Annotated in this window: 23 protein-coding genes; 11 read left to right on the top strand and 12 right to left on the bottom strand. The window is 69.0% G+C overall.

The genetic code is table 11. The annotated features are described in order from the left end of the window. Nucleotides 1-40 precede the first annotated feature (40 nt). The 6 genes from EJP67_RS25055 to EJP67_RS25080 all read right to left on the bottom strand — a co-directional run bounded on the left by EJP67_RS25055 (nt 41) and on the right by EJP67_RS25080 (nt 9,467). Entirely contained in the window at nt 41-823 is a 783-nt protein-coding gene (locus tag EJP67_RS25055; protein ID WP_126024442.1) for a Crp/Fnr family transcriptional regulator, read from the bottom strand. Nucleotides 824-911: 88 nt separating this feature from the next. Beyond that, nucleotides 912-5,648 (bottom strand): beta strand repeat-containing protein, encoded by a 4,737-nt coding sequence (locus tag EJP67_RS25060; RefSeq protein ID WP_126024443.1) that lies wholly within the window; start codon nt 5,646-5,648, stop codon nt 912-914. 106 nt (nt 5,649-5,754) lie between these two features. Beyond that, complete coding sequence (locus tag EJP67_RS25065; RefSeq protein ID WP_126024444.1) at nt 5,755-7,173, bottom strand: CsgG/HfaB family protein; 1,419 nt, start codon at nt 7,171-7,173, stop codon at nt 5,755-5,757. A gap of 28 nt (nt 7,174-7,201) precedes the next feature. After that, complete coding sequence (locus EJP67_RS25070; protein WP_126024445.1) at nt 7,202-7,786, bottom strand: hypothetical protein; 585 nt, start codon at nt 7,784-7,786, stop codon at nt 7,202-7,204. Between the two features lie 56 nt (nt 7,787-7,842). Beyond that, a complete protein-coding gene (locus tag EJP67_RS25075) occupies nt 7,843-8,124 on the bottom strand; it encodes a hypothetical protein (protein ID WP_126024446.1) in 282 nt (93 codons plus the stop codon). Next, the gene (locus EJP67_RS25080; RefSeq protein WP_126024447.1) at nt 8,121-9,467 is read right to left on the bottom strand and encodes an EAL domain-containing protein; all 1,347 of its coding nucleotides are present in this window, start codon (nt 9,465-9,467) and stop codon (nt 8,121-8,123) included. Before EJP67_RS25080 ends, EJP67_RS25075 begins: the two co-directional genes overlap by 4 nt. Nucleotides 9,468-10,142: 675 nt before the next feature. On the opposite strand from EJP67_RS25080, the gene EJP67_RS25085 reads away from it, so the two are divergent. Beyond that, complete coding sequence (locus tag EJP67_RS25085) at nt 10,143-10,751, top strand: trimeric intracellular cation channel family protein (RefSeq protein WP_126024448.1); 609 nt, start codon at nt 10,143-10,145, stop codon at nt 10,749-10,751. 10 nt (nt 10,752-10,761) lie between these two features. Here EJP67_RS25085 and EJP67_RS25090 read toward each other — a convergent pair whose 3' ends face one another. Then, entirely contained in the window at nt 10,762-12,174 is a 1,413-nt protein-coding gene (locus EJP67_RS25090) for an MFS transporter (protein ID WP_126024449.1), read from the bottom strand. Nucleotides 12,175-12,313: 139 nt separating this feature from the next. Between EJP67_RS25090 and EJP67_RS25095 the strand changes: the two genes are divergently transcribed. Then, nucleotides 12,314-13,234, top strand: a complete 921-nt coding sequence (locus EJP67_RS25095; protein ID WP_126024450.1) for a LysR family transcriptional regulator — start codon at nt 12,314-12,316, stop codon at nt 13,232-13,234. On the opposite strand, the gene EJP67_RS25100 is transcribed toward EJP67_RS25095, so the two are convergent. Continuing rightward, nucleotides 13,231-14,193, bottom strand: coding sequence for a LysR substrate-binding domain-containing protein (locus EJP67_RS25100; RefSeq protein ID WP_126024451.1), 963 nt, complete (start codon nt 14,191-14,193; stop codon nt 13,231-13,233). The two genes, EJP67_RS25095 and EJP67_RS25100, sit on opposite strands and share 4 nt — an antisense overlap. 187 nt (nt 14,194-14,380) lie before the next feature. On the opposite strand from EJP67_RS25100, the gene EJP67_RS25105 reads away from it, so the two are divergent. The 5 genes from EJP67_RS25105 to EJP67_RS25125 all read left to right on the top strand — a co-directional run bounded on the left by EJP67_RS25105 (nt 14,381) and on the right by EJP67_RS25125 (nt 17,765). Further along, complete coding sequence (locus tag EJP67_RS25105; protein WP_126024452.1) at nt 14,381-15,709, top strand: MFS transporter; 1,329 nt, start codon at nt 14,381-14,383, stop codon at nt 15,707-15,709. Between the two features lie 13 nt (nt 15,710-15,722). Continuing rightward, on the top strand, nt 15,723-16,250 hold the full coding sequence (uraD, locus tag EJP67_RS25110; protein WP_126024453.1) for a 2-oxo-4-hydroxy-4-carboxy-5-ureidoimidazoline decarboxylase: 528 nt from the start codon (nt 15,723-15,725) through the stop codon (nt 16,248-16,250). 119 nt (nt 16,251-16,369) lie between these two features. Further along, nucleotides 16,370-16,891, top strand: a complete 522-nt coding sequence (locus tag EJP67_RS25115; RefSeq protein ID WP_126024454.1) for a hydroxyisourate hydrolase — start codon at nt 16,370-16,372, stop codon at nt 16,889-16,891. A gap of 28 nt (nt 16,892-16,919) precedes the next feature. Beyond that, nucleotides 16,920-17,255, top strand: coding sequence for a hydroxyisourate hydrolase (gene uraH, locus EJP67_RS25120; protein ID WP_126024455.1), 336 nt, complete (start codon nt 16,920-16,922; stop codon nt 17,253-17,255). 21 nt (nt 17,256-17,276) lie between these two features. Beyond that, nucleotides 17,277-17,765 carry a nucleoside deaminase gene (locus tag EJP67_RS25125; RefSeq protein ID WP_126024456.1) on the top strand — a complete coding sequence of 163 codons (489 nt, stop codon included), beginning with the start codon at nt 17,277-17,279 and terminating at the stop codon, nt 17,763-17,765. 15 nt (nt 17,766-17,780) lie between these two features. Here EJP67_RS25125 and EJP67_RS25130 read toward each other — a convergent pair whose 3' ends face one another. Beyond that, the gene (locus EJP67_RS25130; protein ID WP_126024457.1) at nt 17,781-18,155 is read right to left on the bottom strand and encodes a VOC family protein; all 375 of its coding nucleotides are present in this window, start codon (nt 18,153-18,155) and stop codon (nt 17,781-17,783) included. Between the two features lie 152 nt (nt 18,156-18,307). Here EJP67_RS25130 and EJP67_RS25135 point away from each other — a divergent pair, with 152 nt between their 5' ends. Beyond that, nucleotides 18,308-19,342 (top strand): sensor domain-containing diguanylate cyclase, encoded by a 1,035-nt coding sequence (locus EJP67_RS25135; RefSeq protein WP_126024458.1) that lies wholly within the window; start codon nt 18,308-18,310, stop codon nt 19,340-19,342. A 346-nt stretch (nt 19,343-19,688) separates the two neighbouring features. Beyond that, entirely contained in the window at nt 19,689-20,675 is a 987-nt protein-coding gene (locus EJP67_RS25140) for a JmjC domain-containing protein (protein ID WP_126024459.1), read from the top strand. 216 nt (nt 20,676-20,891) lie between these two features. On the opposite strand, the gene EJP67_RS25150 is transcribed toward EJP67_RS25140, so the two are convergent. The 3 genes from EJP67_RS25150 to EJP67_RS25160 all read right to left on the bottom strand — a co-directional run bounded on the left by EJP67_RS25150 (nt 20,892) and on the right by EJP67_RS25160 (nt 22,762). Next, entirely contained in the window at nt 20,892-21,818 is a 927-nt protein-coding gene (locus EJP67_RS25150; RefSeq protein ID WP_126024460.1) for an alpha/beta fold hydrolase, read from the bottom strand. A gap of 102 nt (nt 21,819-21,920) precedes the next feature. After that, nucleotides 21,921-22,220, bottom strand: a complete 300-nt coding sequence (locus tag EJP67_RS25155; RefSeq protein WP_126024461.1) for a hypothetical protein — start codon at nt 22,218-22,220, stop codon at nt 21,921-21,923. A 185-nt stretch (nt 22,221-22,405) separates the two neighbouring features. Further along, nucleotides 22,406-22,762 carry a hypothetical protein gene (locus EJP67_RS25160; RefSeq protein ID WP_126024462.1) on the bottom strand — a complete coding sequence of 119 codons (357 nt, stop codon included), beginning with the start codon at nt 22,760-22,762 and terminating at the stop codon, nt 22,406-22,408. A 251-nt stretch (nt 22,763-23,013) separates the two neighbouring features. Between EJP67_RS25160 and EJP67_RS25165 the strand changes: the two genes are divergently transcribed. After that, a complete protein-coding gene (locus EJP67_RS25165; protein WP_240650780.1) occupies nt 23,014-23,805 on the top strand; it encodes a DUF1295 domain-containing protein in 792 nt (263 codons plus the stop codon). A 73-nt stretch (nt 23,806-23,878) separates the two neighbouring features. Next, entirely contained in the window at nt 23,879-24,883 is a 1,005-nt protein-coding gene (locus EJP67_RS25170) for an alpha/beta fold hydrolase (protein WP_240650781.1), read from the top strand. The last annotated feature ends 10 nt before the right edge of the window (nt 24,884-24,893 follow it).

Genomic DNA, 24,893 nt, shown 5'->3' on the forward strand with positions numbered 1-24,893 from the left:
GGAAAGCCCGGCGTTCGCATTCGCCGCCGGGCGCACGTTTTCAATCCTTGCCGGGTTCGGCTTCGCGCCGCGTGCGTGGCAGGTCGAAGAATTCCGGCGGCAGCATCGGGTCGTGCTGCCGCGGCTCGACCGAAGACAGGTTCTGCTCCAGCGGCAGCAGGCCGCCGAAGTCGGTTGCGGCGAAGTCGGGCTGCACATGCACGCCGTGCTCGTCGCGCCGCACGAGGCCGCGGCTTTCCATGTCGCGCATGGTCTTGTTGACCACCTCGCGCGACAGTCCCGAATAAGAGGCGATCACCGATTGGGTGATGCGCTTGTCGTAGCCGCCAGTGCCAGCGGGCGCCAGCAGCGTGAGCTGGTGCAGCACACGCCCCACCAGGTCCTCGGCCGAGAGCGCGGAGATGCGGCGCAGCTGGCTGCGGATGACGCTCATGCGCTTCATCGCAAGCCCGAGCAGGCCGATGGCCACTTCGGGGTGCGCACCGCAGATGCGGCGGATGGCGGCCACGGGCACCAGGTAGACGGCCGAAGGCAGCGCGGCGACCAGCGTCTGCATGGCCTGGTAGCGGTCTTCGGTGAATGAGGGGCTCAGGAAGAAGTCGTCCTGGCGGATGAAATCGGTGGTGACGTCGCTGGCCTGCGCGCTGCCCCTGCCGTGGGCGACGACACGCAGCAGCCCGCTGGCCACGCAATAGATGCGGTCGGTCCAGGTGTCGGCCTCCAGCACGATCTCGTTGCGCCTGAATGAGCGCAGCTCGCAGCTCTGGACGAGCGCCGCTCGCTCCGCCGGCGGCACGTTGGTGATGAGGGGATGCAGGTACATGGTTCGCGCGAATGCCCGGCCCGGAGGCGGGCGGAAAAAGCCCCGGCAGGGCGCGCAGCGCACCGGCCGGGGCAAGGGGGGGCGACGCTCAGCGGGCCGAGGCGATCGTCGACACGGCGGAGTTGCCCACCGCGGTCGCCGTCACCTGGTTGCCTGCCGCGCGCAGCGTGCTGCCGGCGGCCGCACCGGTCACGCCCACGCCGTAGTTCACGGCGGTGGCGGTCGCGGTGATGGCGCCGCTGTTGGTCTGGTAGTTGCCCACCGCGACCGTCGGACGGTTGGCTGCCGTGGCCGCCACGGTCACCGCGTTGGTGGCCGAGTTGCCGTAGGCCTGCGCGGCGACGGTGTTGTTCGTCAGCGCGGCGGTGCCGTTCGTGATGCCGGGCGCCGTGCCGGCGGTCACGCCGTTGAGCGCGACCTGGTACGTGCCGCTCGCGCTGGCCGTCACGTTACCCGTGTTGCCCTGCGTGTTGAGCAATGCCGCCGTGGCCTGCGTGGCCTGCATCGCGCCGCCGGCCGAGCTGCCCGCGACCGGCGCTGCCGCGGCGTAGCCGCTGCCTGCCGACACGTTCAGCGCGTTGCTGGCTGCGTTGCCGCGTGCCAGCGCCGTGGTGCTGTTGCCGTCGATGGTGATGCTGCTGTTCAGCGCCGCGGCCGTTGCCGGCGAGGTGCCTTCGAGCTTGAACGTGGCCGAGGTCGAGGCGTTGGCCGTCACGGCCGCGCTGCTGGTCTGCGTGTTGTTCAGGCCGGCGTTCGCGCCCAGCACCGCTGCGCCGTTGAGCGCCACGCTGTTGTCGGCACGGTTGGCCGAGGCTTCGGCGGTCGTGCTGTTGCCGCTGATGGTCGCCGTGCTGTTGGCCAGGCCCGTCGTGGCCGAAGCCGTCTGGTCCTGGTTGTACAGGCGCGTCGTCGCGGTGCTGCTCACCGAGGTGGTGGCCGACTGCGCGTTGTTCAGCACGTTGTCACCCGTGGCGGTGCCGGCCACCAGCTGCGCGTTGGCGGTGGTGCCGGCCGGCGTCGCGTTGGAGGCCTTCACGCTCAGCGTGTTGGTGACGTCGTTGATCACGCCCAATGACACGTTCTTGTTGCGCGACAGGTCCACCGACGAGGCCGAGACCGCGCCCGGTGCGTACAGCTCCAGGTCGGAAGCCGCCGAGACGGCCGCGTTGCCCGACTGCGCCGACGACAGGGCCGTGGTGCTCGACACGTTGGTGCCGCTCAGGCTCAGGCTGTTGGTGGCCGTGTTCGCCACCGCGCTGCCGCGCTGGCTGTTGTCGGACACGCTCAGCGTCGAGCCGGAGATGGCCGCGCCGGCCGTCGCGTCGATGGCGTAGGTGCCGTAGACGCTGGTCGACAGCGTCGCAGCACCGGTGACCTGCTGCAGGTTCGACACCGTGTGGTCGGCCTGTGCACCGGTCGCGCCGCCCGTGAGGCTGCCCGCGCTGGCCGTGGTCGCGGCACCGCCCGAGGCGATGGTGTTGCCGGTGACCGAGGCGCTGTTGGTGGCGCTGTTGCCGGTGACGGCGGCGCTGCTGCTGTTGCCGTTGACGGCGAGCTGCGAACCCGTGACGTTGCCGCCCACCGCGACCGTGACGCCGCCCTGGTTCGGGATGGCGGCGACGGCCGACGTGCCGGGGATGGTGGCGCCGAACGGGACCGACTGTGCGTTGCGCAGGTTGTCGTAGGTGGCGGTGGTCACCGTGCCCAGGATGCTCGCCGGTGCCGTGAGCAGGCCGGTGTTCGCGCCGGTGCCGACCGTCCAGCCGTTCGAGGTCAGGTAGGCGATCTCCTGCGAAGTCAGGCTCGACTGAAGTACGCCCAGCGTGCCGCTGGTGATGGTCGTGTTGCCGCCGAGTGTGCTGCCGCCAAGGGCATCAGGGTCCAGCACATGAGCGCTGTACGTGAACGGCGTGGCAGGCGACGCAGGCGTGCCCGGCGTGCCGGCCTGGCCCGCGAGTGCCTGCACCGAAGCGCTGCTGTTCTGTACGTTCTGCACCGCGCTGGAGGTCGACAGGCCGTTGCCCGCGAGCGTCAGGCCGTTGGCGGCGCTGTTGGCCGTTGCGGCCGCGCTGGCGCCGTTGCCGTTCGATGCCACGCTGGAGCCCGTCACGTCGCCGCCGATCTGGGTGCGGATCTGCGAAGCGGTCGCGCCCGGGGCGTCTTCGGAGCGCAGGGAGGCAGTGAGGCTGCCCGAGGCGTTCTGCACGCTCTGCACGCTGAAGGCCGCATCGGCGATGGCCGTGCCGCCGTTGCTCACGGCGCGCGGCTGTGCGCTGACGGTGGCCAGCGTGTTGCCCGACACGTCGAGGGTGTTGCCGCTCGCGCGGTTGCCGTAGGCCAGTGCCTGCAGCTGGTTGCCCGAAGTCGCGACCGTGGATGCGGCCACGTCGTCCTCGATGGCCGTGTTCACCACGTTGCCGCCCGAGGCGGTCGCCGTGACGACCGAGCCGGCGGCGTTCTGCACGCTGGTGAGGTTGCCCACCGAGGCCGCGCCGGCCACGGTGGCTCCGGTGCCCAGCGCCAGCTTGGCGGCGTTGGTCGCGTCGTTGCCATAGGCGGCGGCGACGAAGGCGTTGCCCTGGTTCGACACGCTGCTGCGGGTGACGTTGCCTTCGATCAGCACAGTCTGCGCGCCCACGGGCAGGAAGCCCGTGCCGTCGGCCACCGCGCTCACGGCGCCGGCGGCGGTCTGGTTGCTCAGCAGGCCGTAGGCCGCGGTGACACCGGCCGAGCCGGCTGCGGGCACTGCGACCGAGGCGGGCGCCTCGGAGGGAGCCACGGTGGCGCTGTTGGCCGTCACGTTCAGGCTGTTGGCCGCCGAGTTGCCGTAGGCCACGGCGCGCTGCAGGTTGTTGGTGAGCGCCACGGTGCTGTCGGTGGCGTGCGTGCCGAGGTAGGCCGCGGCGGTGGAACCCGCGAGCAGGGCGCCGACCGGCGAGCCGCCGTCGGTCACCTGCACGTTGGCCACGCCCGCGCCCGAGCCCACGGTGGTGCCGGTCAGCGACAGCGCATTGCCGGCGCTGTTGCTCACGGCCACCGCTTCCTGTGTGTTGCCGCCCACGGTGAAGCTGCTGCCGTGGATGGTGTCGCCGCCGGTGCCGCGCGAGTCGCCCATCAGGCCGACGACGGAACCCACCGTCTGCGCCGAGACCGGTGCCGAGTAGTTGCCCTGCAGGTTCGTCACGGTGGCCGCGCCGGATGCGGTGACGTTGCCGTCGGGCAGGCTGCCGCCCGACAGCACGGCGGCGGAACCCGAAAGCGGCAGCGCATTGGCCGCGAGCGCGAGGCTCTGGCTGGCGTTGTTGCCATAGGCGGTGGCGGCCGAGCGGTTGCCCGTGACCGAGACGGCGCTGGCGTTGTTGGTGCCATCCTCGGAGCCGGTCATCGCGCCGATGACGCCCAGGCTCGAGAGGGCGCTCACGCCGCCGTTGTAGTTGCTCTGCTGGTTGGCCAGCGCGGCGGTCGCGGTGAACGCGGCGGCATCCTTGCCGCTGAGGATCGCGTTCGACGCTGCGTTGCCGGTGGCCGAGGCGGTGGCAGCGTTGTTCGCTACGGTGACCGCGCCGCCGTCCACCGACTGCACGGCGGCGATGACGCCCGAACCCTGCGTGGCGGCGGAGAGCGACACGCCCACGTTGCCCTGGCTGCTCGACACGGCGAGGTCGGCCGCGAGCGTGCTCGACAGGCTGCCGCCGTTGTAGGCGCCGGTGTTGGCCGTCGCGCCGCCCGAGCCTGAGACCGACACGCCGTCGGCCAGCACGATGCGGTTGCCGGCCGTGCCGGCGGTGGCGCCGAGGGCTTCATTGCCCGTGGCGGCGCTGGAGATGGTGTTGCCCTGGACCGAGAGCGAGCCCTTCAGCGTATTGGTGTCGCCGGCGGCGTTGCCGCCGATGGAGGCGGTCACACTGTCGCCGTTGGCCGAAGCCGAGTGCGTGACCGGCGTGGCCGACTGGTTCACCTGCTGGTTGGAGACGACGGCCGAGCCGGTGAAGGCCGGAGCACCGCCCGACTGCACACTGATCGTGCTGTTGGCGGTGTTGCCCTTGAGCGTGGCGGATACCGTGTTGCCGTCGAGCGCCGGTGCGGCGGCAACGCTGTTTTCGCCGTCGGCGGTCAGCGTGAGCGTCACCGTGTTGCCGCTGGCCGAGGCGGAGGAAGCCCCGCCGGTGCCCTGCTGCACCGAGGTCGCGACCAGGCTGCCGTGCGCCGCGCTGCTGGAGCCGGCAGGCGAGTAGCTCAGAGTCACCGAGCCGGGGCTGGTCGAGGCGTAGTCCACCGGCACCGTGCCGGAGACGGTCGACGAGCCGCTGTTGATGGTGGTGCTCGCCGAGATGGTGTTGGCGGTGTTGGCCGCGCCGCCGCCGGAGAAGCCGTCGAGGTCGACCTTCACCGTGTTGCCGGTGGCGCTGCTGGAGACCACGCCGCTGTTGGTCTGCACGCCCAGCGAGGCCGCGCCTTCGGCCGGCACCTGGCCGCTGCCGCCCGCGAGCGACAGGTCGACGGCGTTGGTGAATGCGTTGGCCGTGGCGCTGGCCTTCACGCTGTTCTGCGTGACGGTGTTGCTGCCGCCGGTCTGCGGGCCTGCGGTGGTGACGTCGATGACGCTGCCGGCGGCCGTGGCCGTCACGGGCTGCGTCTTGTCCTGCACCGACTGCACGCTCTGGTAGGCCGTGGTGTTGACGGCCACCGTGGGAATGGTGGAGACCGTCGTGTCGGCCGCTTGCGCGCCGCCGGCCACGAGCGTGGCCAGCACGGCAAGGCCGATGCTGCTGAGCGGCGCGCCGTTGGCACGGCCGCGCGAATTCTTGCTGCGGTTCTTCTGCATGGTTCTTCCTTTGATGAATCTGGAAAAAAAGACTGGTTCGATGAAAAGCGAAATGACGGACGTCGCGTCGTCCTGGGATGAAGACTTCGTGGTGCCTCTCGGTGACTTACTTCCCTCCGGTTGCGTTCTCCTCACGGACCGGACGGGCCGGCCCACCCCTCCCCGCGCCCTGGACGCGGAGCTTGGCGATCTCCTGCAGGCCGGGGCCGTCGCGGTGGATCGACGTGTCGGCCTTGTCTGGACGCCATGTGACGCTGATGCCGCCGGGCGCGAGGCCGCGCGAGGCGAGTGCGGTGGTGACCATGCCGATGCGCTGGTCGGTCAGCATGTCGCGCTTGCCCGCGTCCCAGTTCTCGGTGTCGCGCGCGACCAGCACCACCTCGGTGGGCGCCTTGGCCGCGGCCGCCGCGATCTGGTCGATGAGGTTCAGCGTGCCGCCGGTGAGCGCGGCCGCGCCGAACTCGAAGGGGATCTGCAGGCTCGAGCCCGTGAGGCTCGCGCCCGTCTGGCTGGCCGCGTTGACGGCCTCGCCCTGCTGCACCGGCGCGCCCGAGGCGTCGACCAGCGGGTTGGGCACCTTGCGCATCTGCTCGGCGGGCGTGAGGGTCAGCTCGCCCGTCATGCGCATGCCCAGGCACGGGTTCGGATCGACCTTGGACACGGCGGCCACCAGGCGCACCACGCCTTCCTCGAGCGCCGCGCGCACGCCCATCTGCACCGGCTCCTGGCCCTTGGCGCCCACGTCGATGTCGTAGAGCTTGCTGCCGAAGAAGCGGAAGACGTTGAAGCCGACTTCGTAGCCGTTGAACTGCTTCGTCAGGCTGATGGTCTTCACGATCATCAGCGTCTTGGTGTCGACGATGCGCAGGTCGATGCCCACCGACTGGCTGAAGGTGCGCGCCTTCACGCCCACCTGGTTCACGCCGATCTCGGCGCCGCCGGAGTTGATGTTGTAGTTGAGCTCGGTGATGCCGCCGACGATGAAGTAGTCGGACTTGTTGATCGAGCCGCCGAAGTACGGCAGCCATGGCACCGTCTGGCCGCCGTTCGGGCCCGCGAGCTGATGGGTGCGGCCGTCGCCGAGCTGGCGGCGGTCGGCATAGCCGAGTTCGCGCTCGGCGATCACCGGGTCGAAGCGCTCGGCCACCTGCACCGCGCCGCCGAGCTTGCCCAGCGCCGAATACACCATGAGCGCGCCGCCCTGCGTGATGGCGTTGCCTTCGTTGATGCTGTACTTGCCGGTGTAGTCCTTCACGTCGCCCACGGTGATGACGATGGGCGGGCGCTGCGTTGCGGTCATCGCGGACGCCACGTGATCTCCGAAGCAGGCGAGCACCGCCTCCATGGGCGTCACGTTCTCGCGCACGGCGGGGCCGAGCACCACGGGCGCTTCCTTCGGCGCCATCTGCTGCTGCGGCGCGACGACGCAGCCGGCCAGGCTCATGACGGCTGCGGCTGCAACCAGTCCGCGTGATGCGGCTTTTTTTCCGAGCGGCAACGCGCGGATCGACTTGAATGCGGTCATTCCTTTTTCTTCCCTGTCGGTTGGGTGGTCAGTTGAGTGCGCCGAAGGCGCAGGCCGTGCTGCCGCTGATGCTTGCGCTCTGGCTGCCGGTGTTGGTCTGGTTGGAGTTCAGGGCCTGACTCGACCAGCCCTGCACGTTGCTGGTGGTGGAGCCGATCACCGCGGAGCCCACGGCGCCGCTGTTGGCCTGGGCCGTGCTCACCGTGCCGGTGCCGCCGACGCCCGTGCTCGAGTTGCCGGTGGAATTGGCCGACGCGCCGCTGGTGCCGGGCGAGTTGGCGGTGGTGCTGTTGGTGCCCTGGTTGCCCTGCGCGGTCGAGGTGACGTCGCAGTTGTATTGCTTGCCGACGTAGTTGTTGGTCGTGTAGTTGGCCGCGCCGTAGGAGCCGGCCTTCTTGCGCTGGATCATGTCCTGCACCGCCGCCTGGTTGGCCTTGTCGGCGGAGGTCTGGAACTGCCAGGCGCTGTTCTCGCCGACGTTGTTGGCAGAGGCGCACGCGGCCGCGACGGCGAGCAGCATGCACAGCGCTGCGCGTGCGGCGTTCGAGGAAAGAGAGCGCGCGGCGAAGGAGGGCGACGCGCCGCTGGGGGCCAGGGCAAATTGGATTGGCATGGGAGTCCTGCGTAGGGAAATGGGAAAGACGGGAACCGGGTGTGAGCGCCTGAAGCTCATGCGCGCATCGCCCGTTGCACGGGTTGGGGAAAGCCGGGCCATGCGAGCAGCTCGCCGCCCTCGTTGGTTGCTTCGTTGCGCGATGGCGAAGCCGCCCCGGGCGCGTGCAATGCGGCTTCGAGCGCGCGGTACTGCGCGGCGGCGATGAGGTCGTGCTCGCTGGCCTCTGGGTCCTGCGGGCCGCACTCCTGCATGAGTTCCAGCACGGCGCGCTGCATCTGCAGCAGGTCGGTGCTCAAGCGCGCGAGGCGCAGCTGCATGTCGGCGGGAATGCTCATGGCCTGCCTCCGTCGCGGCCGATGCCGTAGCCCTGCAGCCATTGCGCGCCGGCGTGCGATGCGATGTGCACGTCGTCGTCGCGCTCCACGCCGTCGACCACCACGTGCGGCGCGAAGTGCGCGCACATCGCGAGCATTCCGCGCAGGCATTCCCGGCCGAACTCGTTGTCGCGCGCGCGGCGCAGCAGAGCAGCGTCGAGCTTCACGATGTCGGGCCCGCAGGCCTGCACGGCCGCGAGGTTGTCGGTGCCGCTGCCGAAGTCGCGGATGGCGATGCGGCAGCCGCGCAGCTGCAGCTGCACGCAGAAGTCGTGCGCTGCCTCGAGGTCGGGCAGCGCGGCGCTGTCCGCGATCTCGATCACGAGCCGCGAGGCCAGCGCGGGCTCCCTGTCGAGCACCGCGAGCAGCGAAGCCCACCAGTGGTCGACCTGGATGCCCTGCGCCGAGATGCTCACGCCGATATGCGACGAAGGCTGCAGCCGCAGCGCGGCCACGGCACGCCGCATCACGGTGCGGTCGAAGGCGCGCGTGAGGCCCAGGCGCTGCAGGCAGGGCATGAAGACTTCGGGCAGGAGCGAGGCCGCTTCGCCGTGGCTCGGCGCGATGCGCGCACGGCCGGCGCGGTAGAGAGTGGTGGCCACGCTGCCCGGGTGCACCACCGGTTGCCACGAGAACGAGAGGTCTTCGGCGCGCAGCGCTTCGCTCACGCGCACGGCGACGTCCATGTCGGCGCGGTAAAGCTGGCGCCAGCCGTCGGCTCGGCTCTCGCGCGAGTCGGGGAAGGGCTGCGCGGTCCACAGAGTGAGCTCGATCTCGGAGGCGCCGAGCTGCTGCGGCGAGCGCACATCGATCCAGTCGGCATGCAACTGCACCAGCGCGGCGATGCCGCCGGCCCGCACGGGCTCGGCGCCGAGCACCGCGAGCAGCGTCTCGATGGGGCGGGAGGCATGCGGCGCATCACCTCGATCGCGCATGCCGTGGGCCGCGCAATCGAATGCCTCGTTCTCCCACAGCAGGAAGCAGTCGTCACGCAGCCGGGCCATGTCGGACGAGGGCAGCGAGATGAAGTTGGCGCACAGCCGGCGCTGCACTTCGAGGCTCGTGGCGGACGCGAAGTCCTGCCCGTAGGCCTCGACCAGATGCGGCAGGTTCGCGATGAACACGAAGGCGCAGGCCCTGCGAGCGGCGATGCGTTCCGCAGCCGCGGTGGAGTTCCGGGCCACGGGCTCGGCATGCGGTCCATGTGCGCCGTGAACGCGGCTTCCTGCGGGCGTGCGCTGCGCCCAGGCGGCGGGCCGGTGCGTGCCTGCAGGCCAGGCGGTCGGTGATGAGAGAGCGGCCATTTGCGTCCTCGATCGAATTTCTTTTGCTCGAACCCGGTGAAGAGAGAAGAAAGAGGCCGCGCTTCTTGCGGCAGCACTTCTCCATCCCGCGCCGCGGCGCAGGATCAAGACGGAAGACAGGAAATCACCGGACGAGCGAAGGCATCACGCGACACGCACCCCTTCGAGGAGTGCCGGCGATCGGCTATCGGGTCACGGGAGAGAGGGCGTGCGGTTCGCGCGAGAACTTCGGCGCGACACGCGGGAACGGCTAGGTGTACGGCATGGACGTGGCCTTCGGCTCAGCGGGGCCACGCGTTCGTGCGGCGGACCCGCGAACCGCATTCAGCGGCTCGTACGTTCGGTGGAACGAGGGTCTGCAGGCCATCACGTGCAAGCTCCGTAGGACAGTTGTGAAACAAAATGAATACTACGGATTGCAGTAGGAGGCCGCATTCGCTTTCGGACGGCGAATGTGTGCCAGTTCACATTTGTCAACATGACCACCGGAGATCGCAGTCTCTGGGTGGAAGCGGGCTTTGGAAGGCGGGTCCGGCCTGTCCTTGGGAACGTGCCCGGCACTCGCATGCAGAATGCCGGGCACCGATCTTCCAAACCTTCTCTTCACACCGACCGATGGAACATTCCGAGCGAGAAGAGCCAGGCAGGGCGCCGACACCCGCATCGGCGGAAGCCATGCTGCTGTATCTGTTCGATCTCGCCGGCGTTGCCGTGTTCGCGGTCAGCGGCGTGCTGGCCGCAGGCCGCGCGGGACTCGACTGGCTGGGCGTGCTGGTGATCGCCTCCGTCACCGCGGTGGGGGGCGGAACCCTGCGCGACCTGCTGCTCAACCGCCATCCGGTGTTCTGGATCAGTGACGTGCGCCATGTCTACGTGATCCTCGCGGCGACCGTGGCGAGCATCGCGTGGGTGCACTTCATACCGATACCGGAGCACGCGCTGGCATTGGCCGATGCGCTGGGACTGGGGCTCTTCGCGATCACCGGGGCGCAGATCGCCGAAGAGCGGCGGCTGCCGGCGGTCATCGTGACACTGGTCGGCACCATGACCGGTGCAGCCGGCGGCCTGATGCGCGATGTGTTCACCGCGCATGTTCCGCTGCTGCTGAGCAGCGGCATCTATGGTTCTGCCGCCATCGCGGGCATCGCCGCCTATCTGCTGCTCCAGGCCGCGGGAGCGAGCAGGCGCTGGGCCTTCCATGCGGGCGTGGTGCTGATCGTGGCGCTGCGCGTGGGTGGCATCTACGGCGGCTGGCACCTGCCGCTGCTGCAACTGCCGGCCTAGGGCTTCCTGTTCACGAGAGCCGCGGCCTTGCAGGGCTCCTTAGCAGGCTCACCACGCTCCCCGCCAGGGCAGCCAGCGCCGCCATCGTGAGCCCCAGGTGCACGGCACTGTGCGAAGGCAGTACCCCGAACACCAGGCTCATCGCCAGGCTCCCGAGCGTCAGCCCGGTGAGCCGCGCGGTTCCTTGCGCTCCACCGGCCGCGCCGCTGCGTTCCTTGGGCGCCGAGAGCAGCATGTTCTGGTTGTTGGGCGTCTGGAAGAGGCCGAAGCCGAAGCCGGCGAGGCTTGTGAAGAGCGCGATCGGCAAGGCCGGGTTGCCGTGTATGGGCCACAGTGCGCACAGCGCCAGCCCGGTTGCGAGAAACGCGCTTCCCGCCGCGCAGAGCCATGCGGTCGGCACCCGCTGCGCCATGCGTGCCGACAGCGGCGCGGCCAGCATCACCGCCAATGGCCAGGGCGTCATCAGCAGGCCGGTGGCAGTTGTGCTCTGGCCGAGTTCGTGCTGGATGTAGAAGGGCAGTGCCACGTAGCTCGCCATCTGGCCGGTGAAGCAGCAGACCGAAGCGATGACGGAGATGCGGAACGAGTGCACGCGCAGCAGGTCGAGCGGGACCAGCGGCGCCTTCTTCGCCATCTCGCGGCGCACCAGCAGGGCCATCGAGGCGATCGCCACGCCGAGCAGCGCGCCGCCGTGCGGCAGGCTCGACGGCAGCCGGTCGCTGCCGAGCACGAAGGCGGCGAACATGATCGCGTTGAGCGCAATGCTCCAGAGGTCGATGCTGTCCTTCGTCGACTCGGGGCGCGGCAGCTTCGTGCAAGCGGCGAGCACGAGGAGGCCGATGGGCAGGTTCACCGCGAAGAGCCACGGCCAGCTCGCCGCCGAGAGAATGAATGCGCCGGTGGAAGGCCCCGCCGCCGTGGCGCCCGCAATGGCGAGTGCGTTCCAGCCTATCGCGCTCGCCAGCAGCCGGCGCGGATAGGTGAAGCGCAGCAGCGCCAGGCCGAGCGGCATCACTGCCGCCGCGCCCAGCCCTTGCAGGCATCGCGCGGCGACCAGCCATGGCAGCGATGGAGAAAGCGCGCACAGCACCGACGCCGCGGTGAACAGCGCGACGCCGCCGGCGAACACTCGGTGATAGCCGAGTCGCGCGCCGACGGCGGAAGCAGGCAGCAGGAACATCACGACCGCGAGCTGGTACGCCGTGATGATCCAGACCGCATCGGCAGGCGTCGCCTGCAGTTGCCGGGAGATGCTCGGCAGCGCCACGTTGGCGATCGCGCCGTCGAGCACCACCAGGGTGGCCGCGCCGAGGATGGCGGCGACGGCCGCGATGCGCCGGGGCATCGGCAGGCCGTCGATATCGTTCGCTGCCTCGGTCCCGATGGAAGAAGTGCTGGAGCGGAGTGAAGGTGAGAGAAGCATGGGAGTGGCCTTGATGGAAGACGCTCGATTGCGTCGGCCCAGAATAGGTCGCGAAGACGCGCCGGCCCAGAGCGTGGCGCGCAGGTTGTTCCTGCATGCGGCGCCTGCCTGGATCCGCGCGCCTGTGCTAGCGTCGGGCATGCAAGACGCCGATCTCAACCTGCTGACCGCGCTGAACGCACTGCTTTCAGAAGGCAACGTGGCGAAGGCCGCCGAGCGCATGAGCCTGAGCGAATCGGCCATGAGCCGCACGCTGGCGCGGCTGCGGGAGGCCACAGGCGACCAGCTCCTGGTGCGCGCCGGGCGCGGCATGGTGCCCACGCCGCATGCGCTGGCGCTGCGCGATCGCGTGAGAGACCTGGTGCAGGAGTCGCACGCGGTCCTGCAACCCGCCGACGCGAGCCTGGACCCGCGCACGCTGCAGCGCCTCTTCACCATGCGGGCCAACGACGGCTTCATCGAGGCCTTCGCGCATGTGCTGGTGGCCCGTGTCGCGAAGGAGGCGCCCGGCGTTCGCCTGCGCTTCGCGCCCAAGCCCGACAAGGACGTGCGCCCGCTGCGCGAAGGACTGATCGATCTCGACGTCGGCGTGCTGGGCGACTCGGCGGGGCCGGAGGTGCGCGTCCAGGCGCTCTATCGGGACCGCTTCATCGCCGCGGTGCGCGAAGGCCACCCGCTGCTGGCCGAGGCCGGGATCACGCCCGAGCGCTATGCCGCCTGCGACCACGTGGTCATGTCGCGCCACGGCCGCAAGGAAGGGCCGGCGGACGTGGCTCTCGCGGCGATGGGGCTGGCGCGCAACGTCGCGGTCACGGTGCCGAGCTTCGGTGCTGCCTTGTCGATAGCGGCGGCGACCGATCTCGTGGCCTTGGTACCGGCCTCGTACTTCGAACGCTTGAGGGCGCAGAGCACGCTGCGCTCGTTCCCGCTGCCGATGCACACGGAGCAGATCACCATTTCGCAGATGTGGCATCCGCGGATGGACCGCGATCCCGCGCACCGATGGCTGCGCGGCATGGTGCTGGAGCTGTGCCGGGGCTTTGCGGAAGGCGAAACCTAGTCCGCAGCGGGCTCGCTCGTCGCACCGGGCGCCGACTGTGCCAGGTGCCTGCCCACCGTCGACAGCAGCCCGCGCAGCCAGCGATGCGCGCCCTGGTGCTGCGAGCGCTCGTGCCACAGCTGGTAGAAGCGCATGCGCGGAAATCCTTCGGGCGCGGGCAGGTTCACCACCGGCAGGCTGCGCGTGAACTGCTCGGCGAAGTGGCGCGCGGTGGTGAAGACGAGGTCGCTCTCGGCCACGAGGTAGGGGGCCATTGCGTAGTAGGGCACGAAGACGCGTGCGTCGCGGGTCTGCCTGAGCCCGGCGAGGTGGCTGTCGACGACCGCGCGGTGCGACTTGGCGAAGGGCGTGGGCACGACATGGGCGGCCGCCAGGTAGCGCTGCAGCGTCATCGCGCCCGGCGCGGCCAGCGGATTGGTCGGGCTCATCATGCAGACCAGGTCGTCCTCGATCAGCAGAGACAGGTGCATGCGCTCCGGCGGCAGCGGCCAGTTGCCGATGACGATGTCGAGCTCGCCCTGCGCCAGCGCGCGCTCGTAGTCGTAGCCGGGAGTGAGGGGGTGGATCAGCAGGCGTGCCTGCGGCGCCTCGGCGCGAAAGCGCGCCACCGCCTCGGCCATGAAGCTCGCGGCCAGGTAGTCCGGCGTGGCGATGGTGAAGGTCATGGTGCTGGAGCCGGGCTCGAAGCGCTCGGGGCCGGCCAGCATGCGGTCGATTTCTCCGAGCACCTCGCGCGCGCTGTCGCGCAGCTGCAGCGCGCGGGCGGTGGGCACCATGCCGCCGCGCTCGCGCACCAGGATCGGATCGCCGAAGGCGTCGCGCAGGCGCCGCAGGGCCGCGCTGACGGCCGGCTGCGTCTGGTTCATGCGGACCGCCGCGCGAGAAACGCTGCGCTCGGCCACCAGCACCGCCAGCACGCGCAGCAGATGGATGTCGACAAGGTCCTGGCTTCTCGTCATGTGTCTAGGGGTTCGACCGGATGGCGCACCCTCGCGGGGCGCGACCTATCGCTCTGGTTTATGCCGCACATTCCGCGCGCCGTGCGCGCGGCGGGACCATTGTGCCTACAGTGCCCCGGCAGGCGGCGTTCCTTCTCGGCGATGGAGCCGATCGCGAAGCCCCACACCAAGGACCTGGAGACAAAGCATGACATCGACAACCACGGCGGCCGCACCCGCCCGGCCTTCCGACACCCCGTCCGAGCTGGACGGGGTCTACCGCAAGATCATCTGGCGGCTCATTCCCTTCCTGATGCTGCTGTGGGTGCTGGCCTGGATCGACCGGGTCAACATCGGCTTCATCAAGCTGACCATGCTCGACGAGCTCAAGTGGAGCGAGGCGATGTACGGCCTGGGCGCGGGCATCTTCTTCCTGGGCTACTTCTTCTTCGAGGTGCCCAGCAACCTGCTGCTGCAGCGCATCGGGGCCAAGAAGACCATCATGCGCATCACCATCGGCTGGGGCCTGACCTCCATCGCCACGATGTTCGTGAAGACGCCGGAGATGTTCTATTTCCTGCGCTTCCTGCTGGGCGTGTTCGAGGCGGGTTTCTACCCCGGCATCATCCTGTACCTGACCTACTGGTTCCCCAATGACCGGCGGGCCAAGGCCTTCGGCATGTTCATGTCGGCCTCGGCCTTCGCGGGCGTGATCGGCGGGCCGCTGGCCGGCGCCATCATGACCGGCATGCACGGCGTGAACGGCTGGTCGGGCTGGCAGTGGGTGCTGCTGCTCGAAGGCATTCCCTCGGTCATTGCCGGCTTCGTCACGTACTTCTACCTGACCGACAGGCCCGAGCAGGCCCGATGGCTCACGGCGCGCGAACGCCAGCTGGTGCATGAAGACCTCGAGCGCGACGGCCGCTCGCTGGGCCAGCGCGAGCACAGCATGCTGGCCTCGCTCAGGAGCGGGCGCATCTGGCTGCTGATCCTGATCTTCTTCTGCATCATCGCGGCCAATTCCTCTTTGACCTTCTACGGCCCCACGCTGGTCAAGGAAGTGGGCTTCACCAGCCCGGTGACGGTGGGCTGGATCATGGCCGTGGCCTACCTGTGCGGCGCGGCCGGCATGATCTGGAACGGCTTCCACTCCGACAGGCAGCAGGAATCGCGCTGGCACTGCGCCCTGGCCGCCGCGCTGGGCGCTGCCTCGCTGCTGGTCGTGGCGCTCTTCCTGGGGCACAGCGCGCTGGCTGTGCTTGTTGGGCTCACGCTGGCCATCGTCGGCACCATGAGCGCCATTCCGGTGTTCTGGCAGATGCCCAACCGCTTCCTGGCCGGCACCGCGGCCGCCGGCGGCGTGGCGCTGATCAACTCCATCGCCAACCTGGCCGGCTTCGGCGCGCCCTGGATGCTGGGGCTCATCAAGACATCCACCGGCAGCCTCTCGCCCGGCCTCTACGTGGTGGCGGCGGTCGAGGTCTGCGCCACCCTGCTGATCCTGGCCTGCGTGCCTTCGCATCGCAAGCAGTCATGAAAGAGAACAACCAATGACCCTCACCGCCACCCGCCTGGACCTGGCCGCGCTCAACGCCATGGACCGCGACGCCTTCGTCGCCGCCGTCGGGCCCACTTTCGAGAACTCTCCCTGGGTCGCGCAGGCCGCGTGGGCTCGCAGGCCCTTCGCGGACACCGACGCGCTGCATGCCGCAATGCTCGACGTGGTTCGCGAGGCGCCTCTGGAGCGCCGCATCGCCTTCCTCTGCGGCCACCCCGAGCTGGCCGGCCGCGAAGCCCAGGCCGGCACGATGACCACCGAATCCGTCGGCGAGCAGCGCAGCGCCGGGCTCGACGCGCTCAGCCGCGAAGAGCTGGACGAGATGCAACGGCTGAACCGTGCGTACCGCGAGCGCCACGGCTTCCCCTTCATCATCGCCGTGCGCCGCAACACCAAGCAGCAGATCTTCGAGGCAATGCGCGCGCGCGCCGAAGCGAGCACGCAGGCCGAGCACCGCGCCGCGCTCGACCAGATCGGGCTCATCACCCGGGGGCGCATCGACGCGCTGCTGGACGGCTGAAGCCGCCTTTCCTCTCTCTTCCCGACGACACGTTCCCGTTCCCGCCGGCTGGTGCACTCCCATGCACCGGCGAGGCCTTCCATCGCCCGAAAAAGGCAACAACGACAGGAGACAACAGCATGGCGAATCAAGTCGTATCCCAACCCGCGCGCAGGCAGTTCGCGCTCTCGGGGCTGGCGCTGGGTGCCGCGGCGCTGACCGCACGTGGAGCACTCGCGCAACAACAGCCGAACGCCGCGCCGGCCGGCCCGGCCCAGGCCAGCGGCCCCATCGTGCTGCATGGCGCGAGCCCGCGCCTGACGGTGCATGCGCTGGACACCTTCCACGGCGCGGCCGCCACCGGCCTGCGCATCGATTTCTCGCGGCTGGAAGGCGGCAGCTACAGGCCGCTGCGCAGCGTCGTCATGAACGGCAACGGCCGCTCCGAAGAACCGCTGCTGATCGGCGACAGCTACCAGGCCGGCGACTACGAGCTGCTGCTGCACGTGGACGACTACTTCGCCAGCAGGAAGGCCGTGCTGCCCATGCCGCCCTTCCTGACCAGGCTGCCGGTGCGCATCCGCGTAGCCAACGTCGCCGAGCGCATCCACCTGCCGATCCAGTTCGGCCCGTGGAGCTACACCTATTCGCGCGGCAGCTGAACTCACCGGATTCACGAAAGGACACGACATGACCGGCATCTCGACCCACGTGCTCAACATCACCAACGGAAGGCCCCTTGCGGGCCTGCAGGTGGAGCTCTACGACATGGCGACCACTCCGCCCACGCGCCTGAACAGCACCCGCACCAACGCCGACGGCCGCACCGACGCGCCCATGCTCGCGGCCAAGGACGCGCGCACCGGCCACTTCGAACTGCGCTTCCACGTCGGCGACCACTTCAAGGCCGCCGATGGGCTCTCGGACGTGGTGCCCGTTCGCTTCTCCATCTTCGACGCCGCGCAGCACTACCACGTGCCGATGCTGTGCGCGCCCTGGTTCTTTTCAACGTATCGCGGCAGCTGACTGCCGCCGGAGCCCCTAGCGATGACCCAACCCCAACTCCAATCCGAACCCAACGCAGAGAAATACATGGTCGACGCCATCCGCCTGGCCATGCGCAACGTGCGCGAGCGCAGGACCTGGCCCTTCGGCGCCGTGCTGGTGCGCAACGGCAAGGTGCTGGCCCATGCCGTCAACGAGGTCGATGCCCTGTGCGACCCCACGGCCCATGCCGAGATGCAGGCCGTGCGCATCGCCGCCAAGGCGCAGGGCGGCACCGACCTGTCGGGCAGCGTGGTGTACGCCAGCGGCTATCCGTGCCCGATGTGCCTCACCGCCATGTACCTGGCGGGCGTGAAGGAGGTCTACTACGCCTACTCCAATGAGGACGGCGAGCCGCACGACCTGTCGGCCGAGCGCGGCTACCTGGAGATCGCGCGGCCCATCGAGCAGCGCGAAATGCCCGTGCGCGCGCTGCCGGTGCGCGACGAGGGCGAGGACCTGTACGAGGCCTGGTCGCGTGCGACGCGCTGATCGATCTCCCCGGAGTCAGGCCGCTGGCTCGCTGCAGACCGCCTCGATGTTGTGCCCGTCCGGGCCGATGACGAAGGCCGCATAGTAGTTCGCGTGGTATTGCGGGCGCAGGCCGGGCGGTCCGTTGTCCCTGCCTCCCGCCTCCAGCGCCGCGCGATAAAACGCGTCGACCTGCTGGCGGGTCTCGGCCTTGAACGCGAGGTGAAGGTGCGCCGGCTTCTCTTCGGTCTGGAACAGGCACAGCGAGGCCTTGCTCTTCGAGGCGAGTTCGACGCCGTAGCTCGGTACGCCCTCGGAAACGATGGCGACGCCGAGCGGTTCGAGCGCCCTTAAGAAAAACGCCTTGCTCGCCGCGTAGTCGCTCACGCCGAATTTGACATGGTCAAACATGAGTTTCCTGTTGTTTCGAGATCTGTGGAGGCCGGGCGGCCCGAGGCCGGCGCAAGCATAAACCCGTGATTCCGGGGGCGCCACGCGGCCCGAAAGCCTCCTGGCGACGGGGGAACCGCTGCCGGGGCCGCTTCGCCGTCAAAATGCCGGCCATGGAATCTCTGATCGAACAACTCTCCGACTCGGTGGCTTCGGCCCGGACGCTGGAAGACCTGACCCGTCCGATGCTCGAGATGCTCGGCGCGGTGACCGGGCTGGAGTCGACCTACCTCACCACCATCGACCTCGACAAGGGACAGCAGCACATCCTCTTCTCGCGCAATGTGCGGCAGCTGAGCATTCCAGAGGGCCTCACCGTGCCTTGGGCCGACACGCTTTGCAAGCGCGCCATGGAAGAGGGCCGCACCTACACCGGCGACGTCGCCAGCTGCTGGGGCGATTCCGACGCGGCAAAGGAGCTCGGCATCCAGACGTACGTAAGCACGCCGGTCAAGACCGAGGGCGGCGACCTGTTCGGCACCCTGTGCGCCGCGAGCTCGACGCAGCAGCCCCTGGCGCCGCATGCCGAGCCCGTGCTGCAGCTGTTCGCGCGGCTGATCGGCCAGCAGGTGGAGCGCGAGCTGCTCTACAGGAAGCTGGAGAAGGCCCATGCCGAAGTCGTCACCCTCGCGTCCACCGACGCGCTCACGGGCCTGCCGAACCGCCGCACGCTCGTCGACGGCCTGCGCAGGCTGATGGCGCAGGCCGAGCGCGACGGCACCAGCGTGCTGGTCGGCTTCATCGACATGGACGGCTTCAAGAAGATCAACGACACCCACGGCCACGACATCGGCGACGAGTTTCTCGTCGCCATGACCGCCCGCATGTTGGCCTCGCTGCGCGCGGGCGACATGCTGGCGCGCAACGGCGGCGACGAGTTCGTGGTGATCGGCGCCGGCCCCGCCTTCGACCAGGCGCCGAACGCCGCGGCGCGTTCGCTCGCCGAGCGGCTGGGCGAAAGCACCGTGGGCGAACTGCGGCTGCAGGGCGCCACGCTCGACTACCGCGGCGCGAGCGTCGGCGTGGTCGCCATCGACCCGCGCACCACCTCCGCGGCGCAGGCGCTGCGGCTGGCCGACGAGGCCATGTACTCCGTCAAGCGCGGGCGCCGCGCCGTGGCGAACCACCGGGAAACGGCTTCGGCCTGAGCGGCGCAGCCAGGTGCCGTCGCCGCCCCGGCTCGCGGCGGGGGCGGCGCGCAGCCCGGGGGAAGGGCCTCGCGATGCGGCATCGAACCTGGTGAAGATGCTGGAGCCGTCGCGCGCGCAGCCGTCGATTTCGATGGCGATGCCCTGGCTCAGGCAACGGCGCGAAGAACCACCGGACCTCCTTTTTGCGGCTGTGGATGAAGCCTGCGAAAGCGCATGGGAGTGGTCAGGGAGTGTTCATAAACCCGCTCCAGTATTGAACTCCAAAGTACTACTTCTGCTCGTGGGCTGCGGCCTCGCCTTCGTTCGGGGGCTGGAGTCCGGAAAGCGTTCCGGAGGTGCTGCCATGCGCTTGACCAGCATGAATTCCGTCGGGACTTCGGGGCCGGCGACATATCGGGTCTGGACCGACGACCCCGAGGGGTTCTCGACCCAGCGCATCACGCCGATGCACCACAACTTCCACGAGCATCCGCTGTTCCAGGTGCCCGAACTCGTGAAGCTCGGCATGGAGCTCTCGAAGGTGGACCAGTGCAGGTTCATGGACCCGAAGAGAACGATCTCCTCGGCGCTCTCGCACGAGGGCAGGCCGCCGGGCGGGCGCAGCATCGACGAGTTCTTCGAGCGCATGGAGGAGCCGGGCTCGTCGTGCGCCTTCTACAACATCGAAGTCGTTCCCCGCTACCAGGCCTTGCTGATGTCGGTGGTGAACTCCATGCGCGCGCTCGTGGAGCGCGAGCAGCCGGACATCTTCAGGGTGAACGGCTTCGTGTTCTTCTCGGTGCCGCCTTCCGTCACGCCCTTCCACATCGACCGTGAGAACAACTTCTGGCTGCAGCTGCATGGGCACAAGATCCTCAACGTGTGGGACCACCGCGACCGCGGCATCGTGCCGGCCGACGCCGTGGAGGATTTCATCGTCACGCAGTCGCTGAAGAAGGTGCGCTTCAGCGAAGCGTTCATGCCGCTGGGGCTGGAGTTCGACGCGCGGCCGGGCGATGCCATCTACTTCCCCAGCACCTCGCCCCACATGACCCGCTCGGAGGTCGGCGGGACCGGCGCCGGCGATCGCCTGTCGATCTCGATCGGCGTGACCTTCTACACCGCCGCCACGCGCGAGGTGGCCCGCATCCACCAGGTGAACCGGCTGATGCGCAAGTGCGGCCTGTCGCCCTCATACCCGCGGGAGTCGCCGGTAGCGGATGCGGTGAAGTCGGCCATCGGCGGTTTCGTCGGTGCCGGCCGTGCCCGGCTCGGCGCTGCGCGTGCGCGCTTCATCAGCATGGCCACGTCGCGGCGAATGAGGCACACGCCGCCGCCGGGGTCTTACTGAGCCTGTGCCGGTCGCGGCATCGCTTCCCCCGTGGGGGATTCGCCAGCGTCACGTTCTCGAGCGCCTTGATCCGCCACTCGCCGGCCAGCCGCGTCAGTACGGCGAGGATCTGCGTATCGACGACGTGAGGCCCCGCAGGATGTGCCGCACCTGCCGCGAGGTGGTGTCGTCTCTTCTCTGAAGCCGGCGTCCGTCAGCAGAGGTGCGCAGACGGCGCTATTGCGAAGCGGCCAGGAATTTGCTGATCAACCCGACCGTAACGCCGGTACTCTCTTCCATCAACCAGTGTCCTGCACCCGGCACGACTTCTCCGCGCACATTGGTCGCCGCATTGCGCATGACGATCGCCATGTTGTCGCCGAAGGACTTCTCTCCGCCAATGGCGAGCACCGGCATGGCGAGCCTGGTCTTGGAGAACGCGATGTTGTCGGCAACGTCGTTGCTGGCGATGGTGTTGAATTGCGCGAAGGCGGCGCGCATCGCGCCCGGCTGAGCATAGAGCCTGGCGTAGTGCCGCCGCGTCGCCTCGTCGATCTTCGAAGGCGTGCCGGCAAACTCGTTCCAGAACCGGTCGAGATAGATGCGCTCCCTGCCGGCGACCAGTCGCTCGAAATCGCGGCCGCCAGCGTTGAAGTGCCACAGCGCGGGCCACAGGATGATCTGGTCCCATGGCGCGACGCCGGGCACGGGCGCGTCCATCACGACGAGTTTGTCGACCTTGTCGGGGTAGCTGGCCGCATATGCATAGGCGACCATCGTGCCGATGTCATGCCCGACGACGGCGCTCTGGTCCTGCTTCAGGGCAGTCACGACCGCGCGTATGTCGGCAGCCTGCGACTTCTTGTCGTAGCCACTGGTGGCCTTCGACGATTTCCCCATGCCGCGGAGGTCCGGCACGATCACCAGGTGCGTCTTCGCGAGCTCTTGCGCCAGCGGGGCCCACATGTCGCCCGTGTCGCCGAACCCGTGGATGAGCACCACGGCGGGGCCGGCACCGCCGGAGCGGACAAAGATGCTCGCGCCATCCGCCAGGGTGACGGTCCGGGTCTTGAAGCTGCTCGGGAAGGCCGGTTGTGCTCCGGCATTGGCTGTGCACAGCACGGCAATCAACAGGGCCAATACCAGCGCAAGGCGATTCTTCATGTCGGAGCTCCACTGTCGAGGACCAGATAGGCGCGACGCATTCTGAGGCTTTGTTGCGCAGCGAGCCAACGATATTTGGTTCAAGCCGGGCGCCGGCCCCGCTCATCGCTCGCGAACCAGCCGGAAATATCGCCACATTCCCCACACGACGCCGACGGCGAGACCGATCCCGACGCTCCAGCCGGCCGGCAAGCCGAATCCGAGTGCCAGGAGCAGCATCAATCCGGCGCAGGCCAGGCCGATGAAAACGAGGGTGACGAAGTCGAACCGGGCGACCGCCAGCGTGTCTTCGGCAAGGTTGCGGTCACGGTGGCCGCGCTTGTGGCGCAGACGCCGGAACAGGAAGACATCGGCAACGAAATCGAAGATGCCGACGAAAAGATCGGTCAGGATGCTCCACATCAGGGGGCTCCATTTGCGGTGACACCCCGGAGTTGTCGTTGTTCTCAAGGTGGTCCGACCAGGGTGGGGCGGCGGAGCACGCAGAAATGTTACCGCCCTTTCAGCTGGGGTTGCCGCCGTAGCCGGTGTCGGTGCGAGGTCACGCAGGTGACCCGTTCGACCGATGGCGCACCGGCAATCGCGCCCTAGACCCTGAACCAGATCCTGAGCGTCACGTACAGCGCATAGCCCAGGGCCAGCACCATCCACACCATGAAGAGCACGTTGGCCCAGAATTCGCCGGGATTGGCCGCCAGGGTGTAGAGCTGTCCCGCACAGCCCTTGCCGATGCATGGCACCTCTGCCCGGACCAGCGCGCGCAGCACGCCGAAGAAGAGGTAGCAGGCGATGCCGCCAGCCATCAGGAAGCCCACGGGGCCCACGATTCCCTTGGTGAGCTCGCCGTTCTCGTCGCGGTTGCCCTTGCGCAGCAGGTTCTGCCCGAACCTGTACCAGGCGAAGCCCAGCAGGAGCATCAACGAGTAGTAGAGAACGTCACGCATGTCTTCGGGATGTGGGTAAGGTCGTGGCCGACTTTAGCCGAGGCTCATCCAAAACCCGATTCGCCGCGTACACCTGTCCATGCACGCCCCCGCGCGTGTCCCTAGAGGAAAGACCAGACGCACATGCCGCAGGACATCGCATTCGCCATCCGCCGGGCCGGGAGGGGGCTGCTGCCGTTCTCCTGCTTCGACCACCGGAAGCGCCGCCCGGTGGACCGCCATCTCTTCGAGTGCCGCGCATGAGCAGCGGCATGACCGTGGTCGCTCTTGCGGGCCTGGCGTGGACCGCATCGCTGGCGCTGCCGACCTGGGCCGTGAGCCTCGCACGGCACGACGCGAGCCTCGTCGACCGGATGTGGTCGGTCTTCATTGCGGGTGCCGGCCTCGTGTACTTCCTGCTGCTGCCCGCGCAGACCGCGCGCGGACTGTGCATGGCGGTATTGGGCACCGCTTGGGCGCTGCGGCTGTGCATCTACGTCACGTGGCGCAACTGGGGGCATGGCGAAGACCGCCGATACCAGGCGATACGCGCGCGCAACCAGCCGAACTTCGGCTTCAGGAGCCTGTATCTGGTGTTCGCGCTGCAGGCGGTGCTGGCTTGGATCGTGTCGGCGCCTTTCCTTCCGGGCATGGCGGCTGCGCGGCCGCTCGGTCCGCTCGATGCGGTCGGCGGCGCGCTGGCGCTCTTCGGCATCCTCTTCGAAGCCATCGGCGACGCGCAGATGGCGCGCTTCAAGGCCGACCCCGCGAACCGTGGCCAGGTGATGGACCGCGGCCTGTGGCGCTACACGCGGCATCCCAACTACTTCGGCGAGGCCTGCACATGGTGGGGCATCTGGCTCATGGCCATCGGCGGCGCGGGGTGGGGCGGGGCGTGGAGCATCGTGTCGCCGCTGCTCATGACCTGGTTGCTGCTGAAGGTCTCGGGTGTGCGCATGCTCGAAAGCGACATCGGCGAGCGCCGCCCCGCCTATCTCGACTACATGGCGCGCACCAACGCCTTCGTGCCGGGGCCGGTGCGCGGCGATCGCTCGAAGCATTAGCCGGTGGCCTTGGCCGCCTGGCGGTGGCACCATGGCCGCGGTGAAGCCTTCGTCGAACAGATCTTCCTTGGTGATGATGCGCATCGTCTTCTGGAGCACGGCACTTCTCGCGCTGGCCGTCCTCGCGGGCGTGGTGTACGAGCAGGTCGGCCGCTACCGGGCGCAGCGGGACTTCCCCGCGCCGGGAAAGATGGTCGATGTCGGCGGCGGGCGCCGTATCCAGCTCGACTGCCGGGGCTCCGGTTCGCCCACGGTCGTGTTCGAGGCCGGGCTCAGCGTCGATGGCTCGTTGAGCTGGTCGGCGGTGCAGCCGGCCATCGCGGCGCGCACGCGGGCGTGCGCCTACAGCCGCGCGGGGCTGATGTGGAGCGACCCGTCGGGTGCGCCGATCAGCGCGAAGCAGGTGGCAAGCGATCTTCACGAGGCTCTGGCGCGAGCGGGCGAGCGCGGGCCTTTCGTGCTGGTCGGGCAGTCGCTGGGTGGACTGTTCGCCACGACCTTCACGCGGTACTTCGGCGACGAGGTGGCGGGGCTGGTTCTGGTGGACCCGTCGCATCCCGACCAGGTGGCGCGCGTCGCGGCCTACATGACGGAAACCCGCTCGCTGCGTTCGCGCATCGCGGTGTCGCTCGCGTGGACCGGCCTGCTGAGGGCGGCGGCCCCGAGGCTGCTGCCCCGTGCGCCGAACCAGAGCGAGCGCGATGCGCGGGCGGTCCGGGCCTACGCGCCGAAGTCGATGGTCACGCAGATGGCGGAGAGCGACGCGACCGATGCCATGCTCGCCGAGGCGGGCGCCTTCCGCGACCTGGGCAGGCGTGCGCTGGTGGTGCTCACCGCGATGGCGCCGTACACCGAGGCCGAGCTCCGGGGAATGAAGATCACGCCCGCACAGGGCCGCGAGGTGCTGGCCATCTGGCAGCAGCTCCACATGGAAGAAGCGGAGTGGTCTTCGCGCGGCAGGCACCTGTCGCTGCCGAACTCCAGCCACGACATCCAGTTCGACGACCCGGAGGCGGTGATCGAGGCGGTGCTGTCGGTCGTCGAGATGGTTCGCGCGGACGACGGCGGGCGGCGTTGAGCGCCCCGCC

This window comes from Variovorax guangxiensis (assembly GCF_003952165.1).
Classification (GTDB): Bacteria; Pseudomonadota; Gammaproteobacteria; order Burkholderiales; family Burkholderiaceae_C; genus Variovorax; species Variovorax guangxiensis.

Excerpts from the sequence above, each read along its gene's own strand:
- EJP67_RS25055 (WP_126024442.1), bottom strand. The coding sequence starts at position 823 with ATGTACCTGCATCCCCTCATCACCAACGTGCCGCCGGCGGAGCGAGCG.
- EJP67_RS25060 (WP_126024443.1), bottom strand. The coding sequence starts at position 5,648 with ATGCAGAAGAACCGCAGCAAGAATTCGCGCGGCCGTGCCAACGGCGCG.
- EJP67_RS25065 (WP_126024444.1), bottom strand. The coding sequence starts at position 7,173 with ATGACCGCATTCAAGTCGATCCGCGCGTTGCCGCTCGGAAAAAAAGCC.
- EJP67_RS25070 (WP_126024445.1), bottom strand. The coding sequence starts at position 7,786 with ATGCCAATCCAATTTGCCCTGGCCCCCAGCGGCGCGTCGCCCTCCTTC.
- EJP67_RS25075 (WP_126024446.1), bottom strand. The coding sequence starts at position 8,124 with ATGAGCATTCCCGCCGACATGCAGCTGCGCCTCGCGCGCTTGAGCACC.
- EJP67_RS25080 (WP_126024447.1), bottom strand. The coding sequence starts at position 9,467 with ATGGCCGCTCTCTCATCACCGACCGCCTGGCCTGCAGGCACGCACCGG.
- EJP67_RS25085 (WP_126024448.1), top strand. The coding sequence starts at position 10,143 with ATGCTGCTGTATCTGTTCGATCTCGCCGGCGTTGCCGTGTTCGCGGTC.
- EJP67_RS25090 (WP_126024449.1), bottom strand. The coding sequence starts at position 12,174 with ATGCTTCTCTCACCTTCACTCCGCTCCAGCACTTCTTCCATCGGGACC.
- EJP67_RS25095 (WP_126024450.1), top strand. The coding sequence starts at position 12,314 with ATGCAAGACGCCGATCTCAACCTGCTGACCGCGCTGAACGCACTGCTT.
- EJP67_RS25100 (WP_126024451.1), bottom strand. The coding sequence starts at position 14,193 with ATGACGAGAAGCCAGGACCTTGTCGACATCCATCTGCTGCGCGTGCTG.
- EJP67_RS25105 (WP_126024452.1), top strand. The coding sequence starts at position 14,381 with ATGACATCGACAACCACGGCGGCCGCACCCGCCCGGCCTTCCGACACC.
- uraD (WP_126024453.1), top strand. The coding sequence starts at position 15,723 with ATGACCCTCACCGCCACCCGCCTGGACCTGGCCGCGCTCAACGCCATG.
- EJP67_RS25115 (WP_126024454.1), top strand. The coding sequence starts at position 16,370 with ATGGCGAATCAAGTCGTATCCCAACCCGCGCGCAGGCAGTTCGCGCTC.
- uraH (WP_126024455.1), top strand. The coding sequence starts at position 16,920 with ATGACCGGCATCTCGACCCACGTGCTCAACATCACCAACGGAAGGCCC.
- EJP67_RS25125 (WP_126024456.1), top strand. The coding sequence starts at position 17,277 with ATGACCCAACCCCAACTCCAATCCGAACCCAACGCAGAGAAATACATG.
- EJP67_RS25130 (WP_126024457.1), bottom strand. The coding sequence starts at position 18,155 with ATGTTTGACCATGTCAAATTCGGCGTGAGCGACTACGCGGCGAGCAAG.
- EJP67_RS25135 (WP_126024458.1), top strand. The coding sequence starts at position 18,308 with ATGGAATCTCTGATCGAACAACTCTCCGACTCGGTGGCTTCGGCCCGG.
- EJP67_RS25140 (WP_126024459.1), top strand. The coding sequence starts at position 19,689 with ATGCGCTTGACCAGCATGAATTCCGTCGGGACTTCGGGGCCGGCGACA.
- EJP67_RS25150 (WP_126024460.1), bottom strand. The coding sequence starts at position 21,818 with ATGAAGAATCGCCTTGCGCTGGTATTGGCCCTGTTGATTGCCGTGCTG.
- EJP67_RS25155 (WP_126024461.1), bottom strand. The coding sequence starts at position 22,220 with ATGTGGAGCATCCTGACCGATCTTTTCGTCGGCATCTTCGATTTCGTT.
- EJP67_RS25160 (WP_126024462.1), bottom strand. The coding sequence starts at position 22,762 with ATGCGTGACGTTCTCTACTACTCGTTGATGCTCCTGCTGGGCTTCGCC.
- EJP67_RS25165 (WP_240650780.1), top strand. The coding sequence starts at position 23,014 with ATGACCGTGGTCGCTCTTGCGGGCCTGGCGTGGACCGCATCGCTGGCG.
- EJP67_RS25170 (WP_240650781.1), top strand. The coding sequence starts at position 23,879 with ATGATGCGCATCGTCTTCTGGAGCACGGCACTTCTCGCGCTGGCCGTC.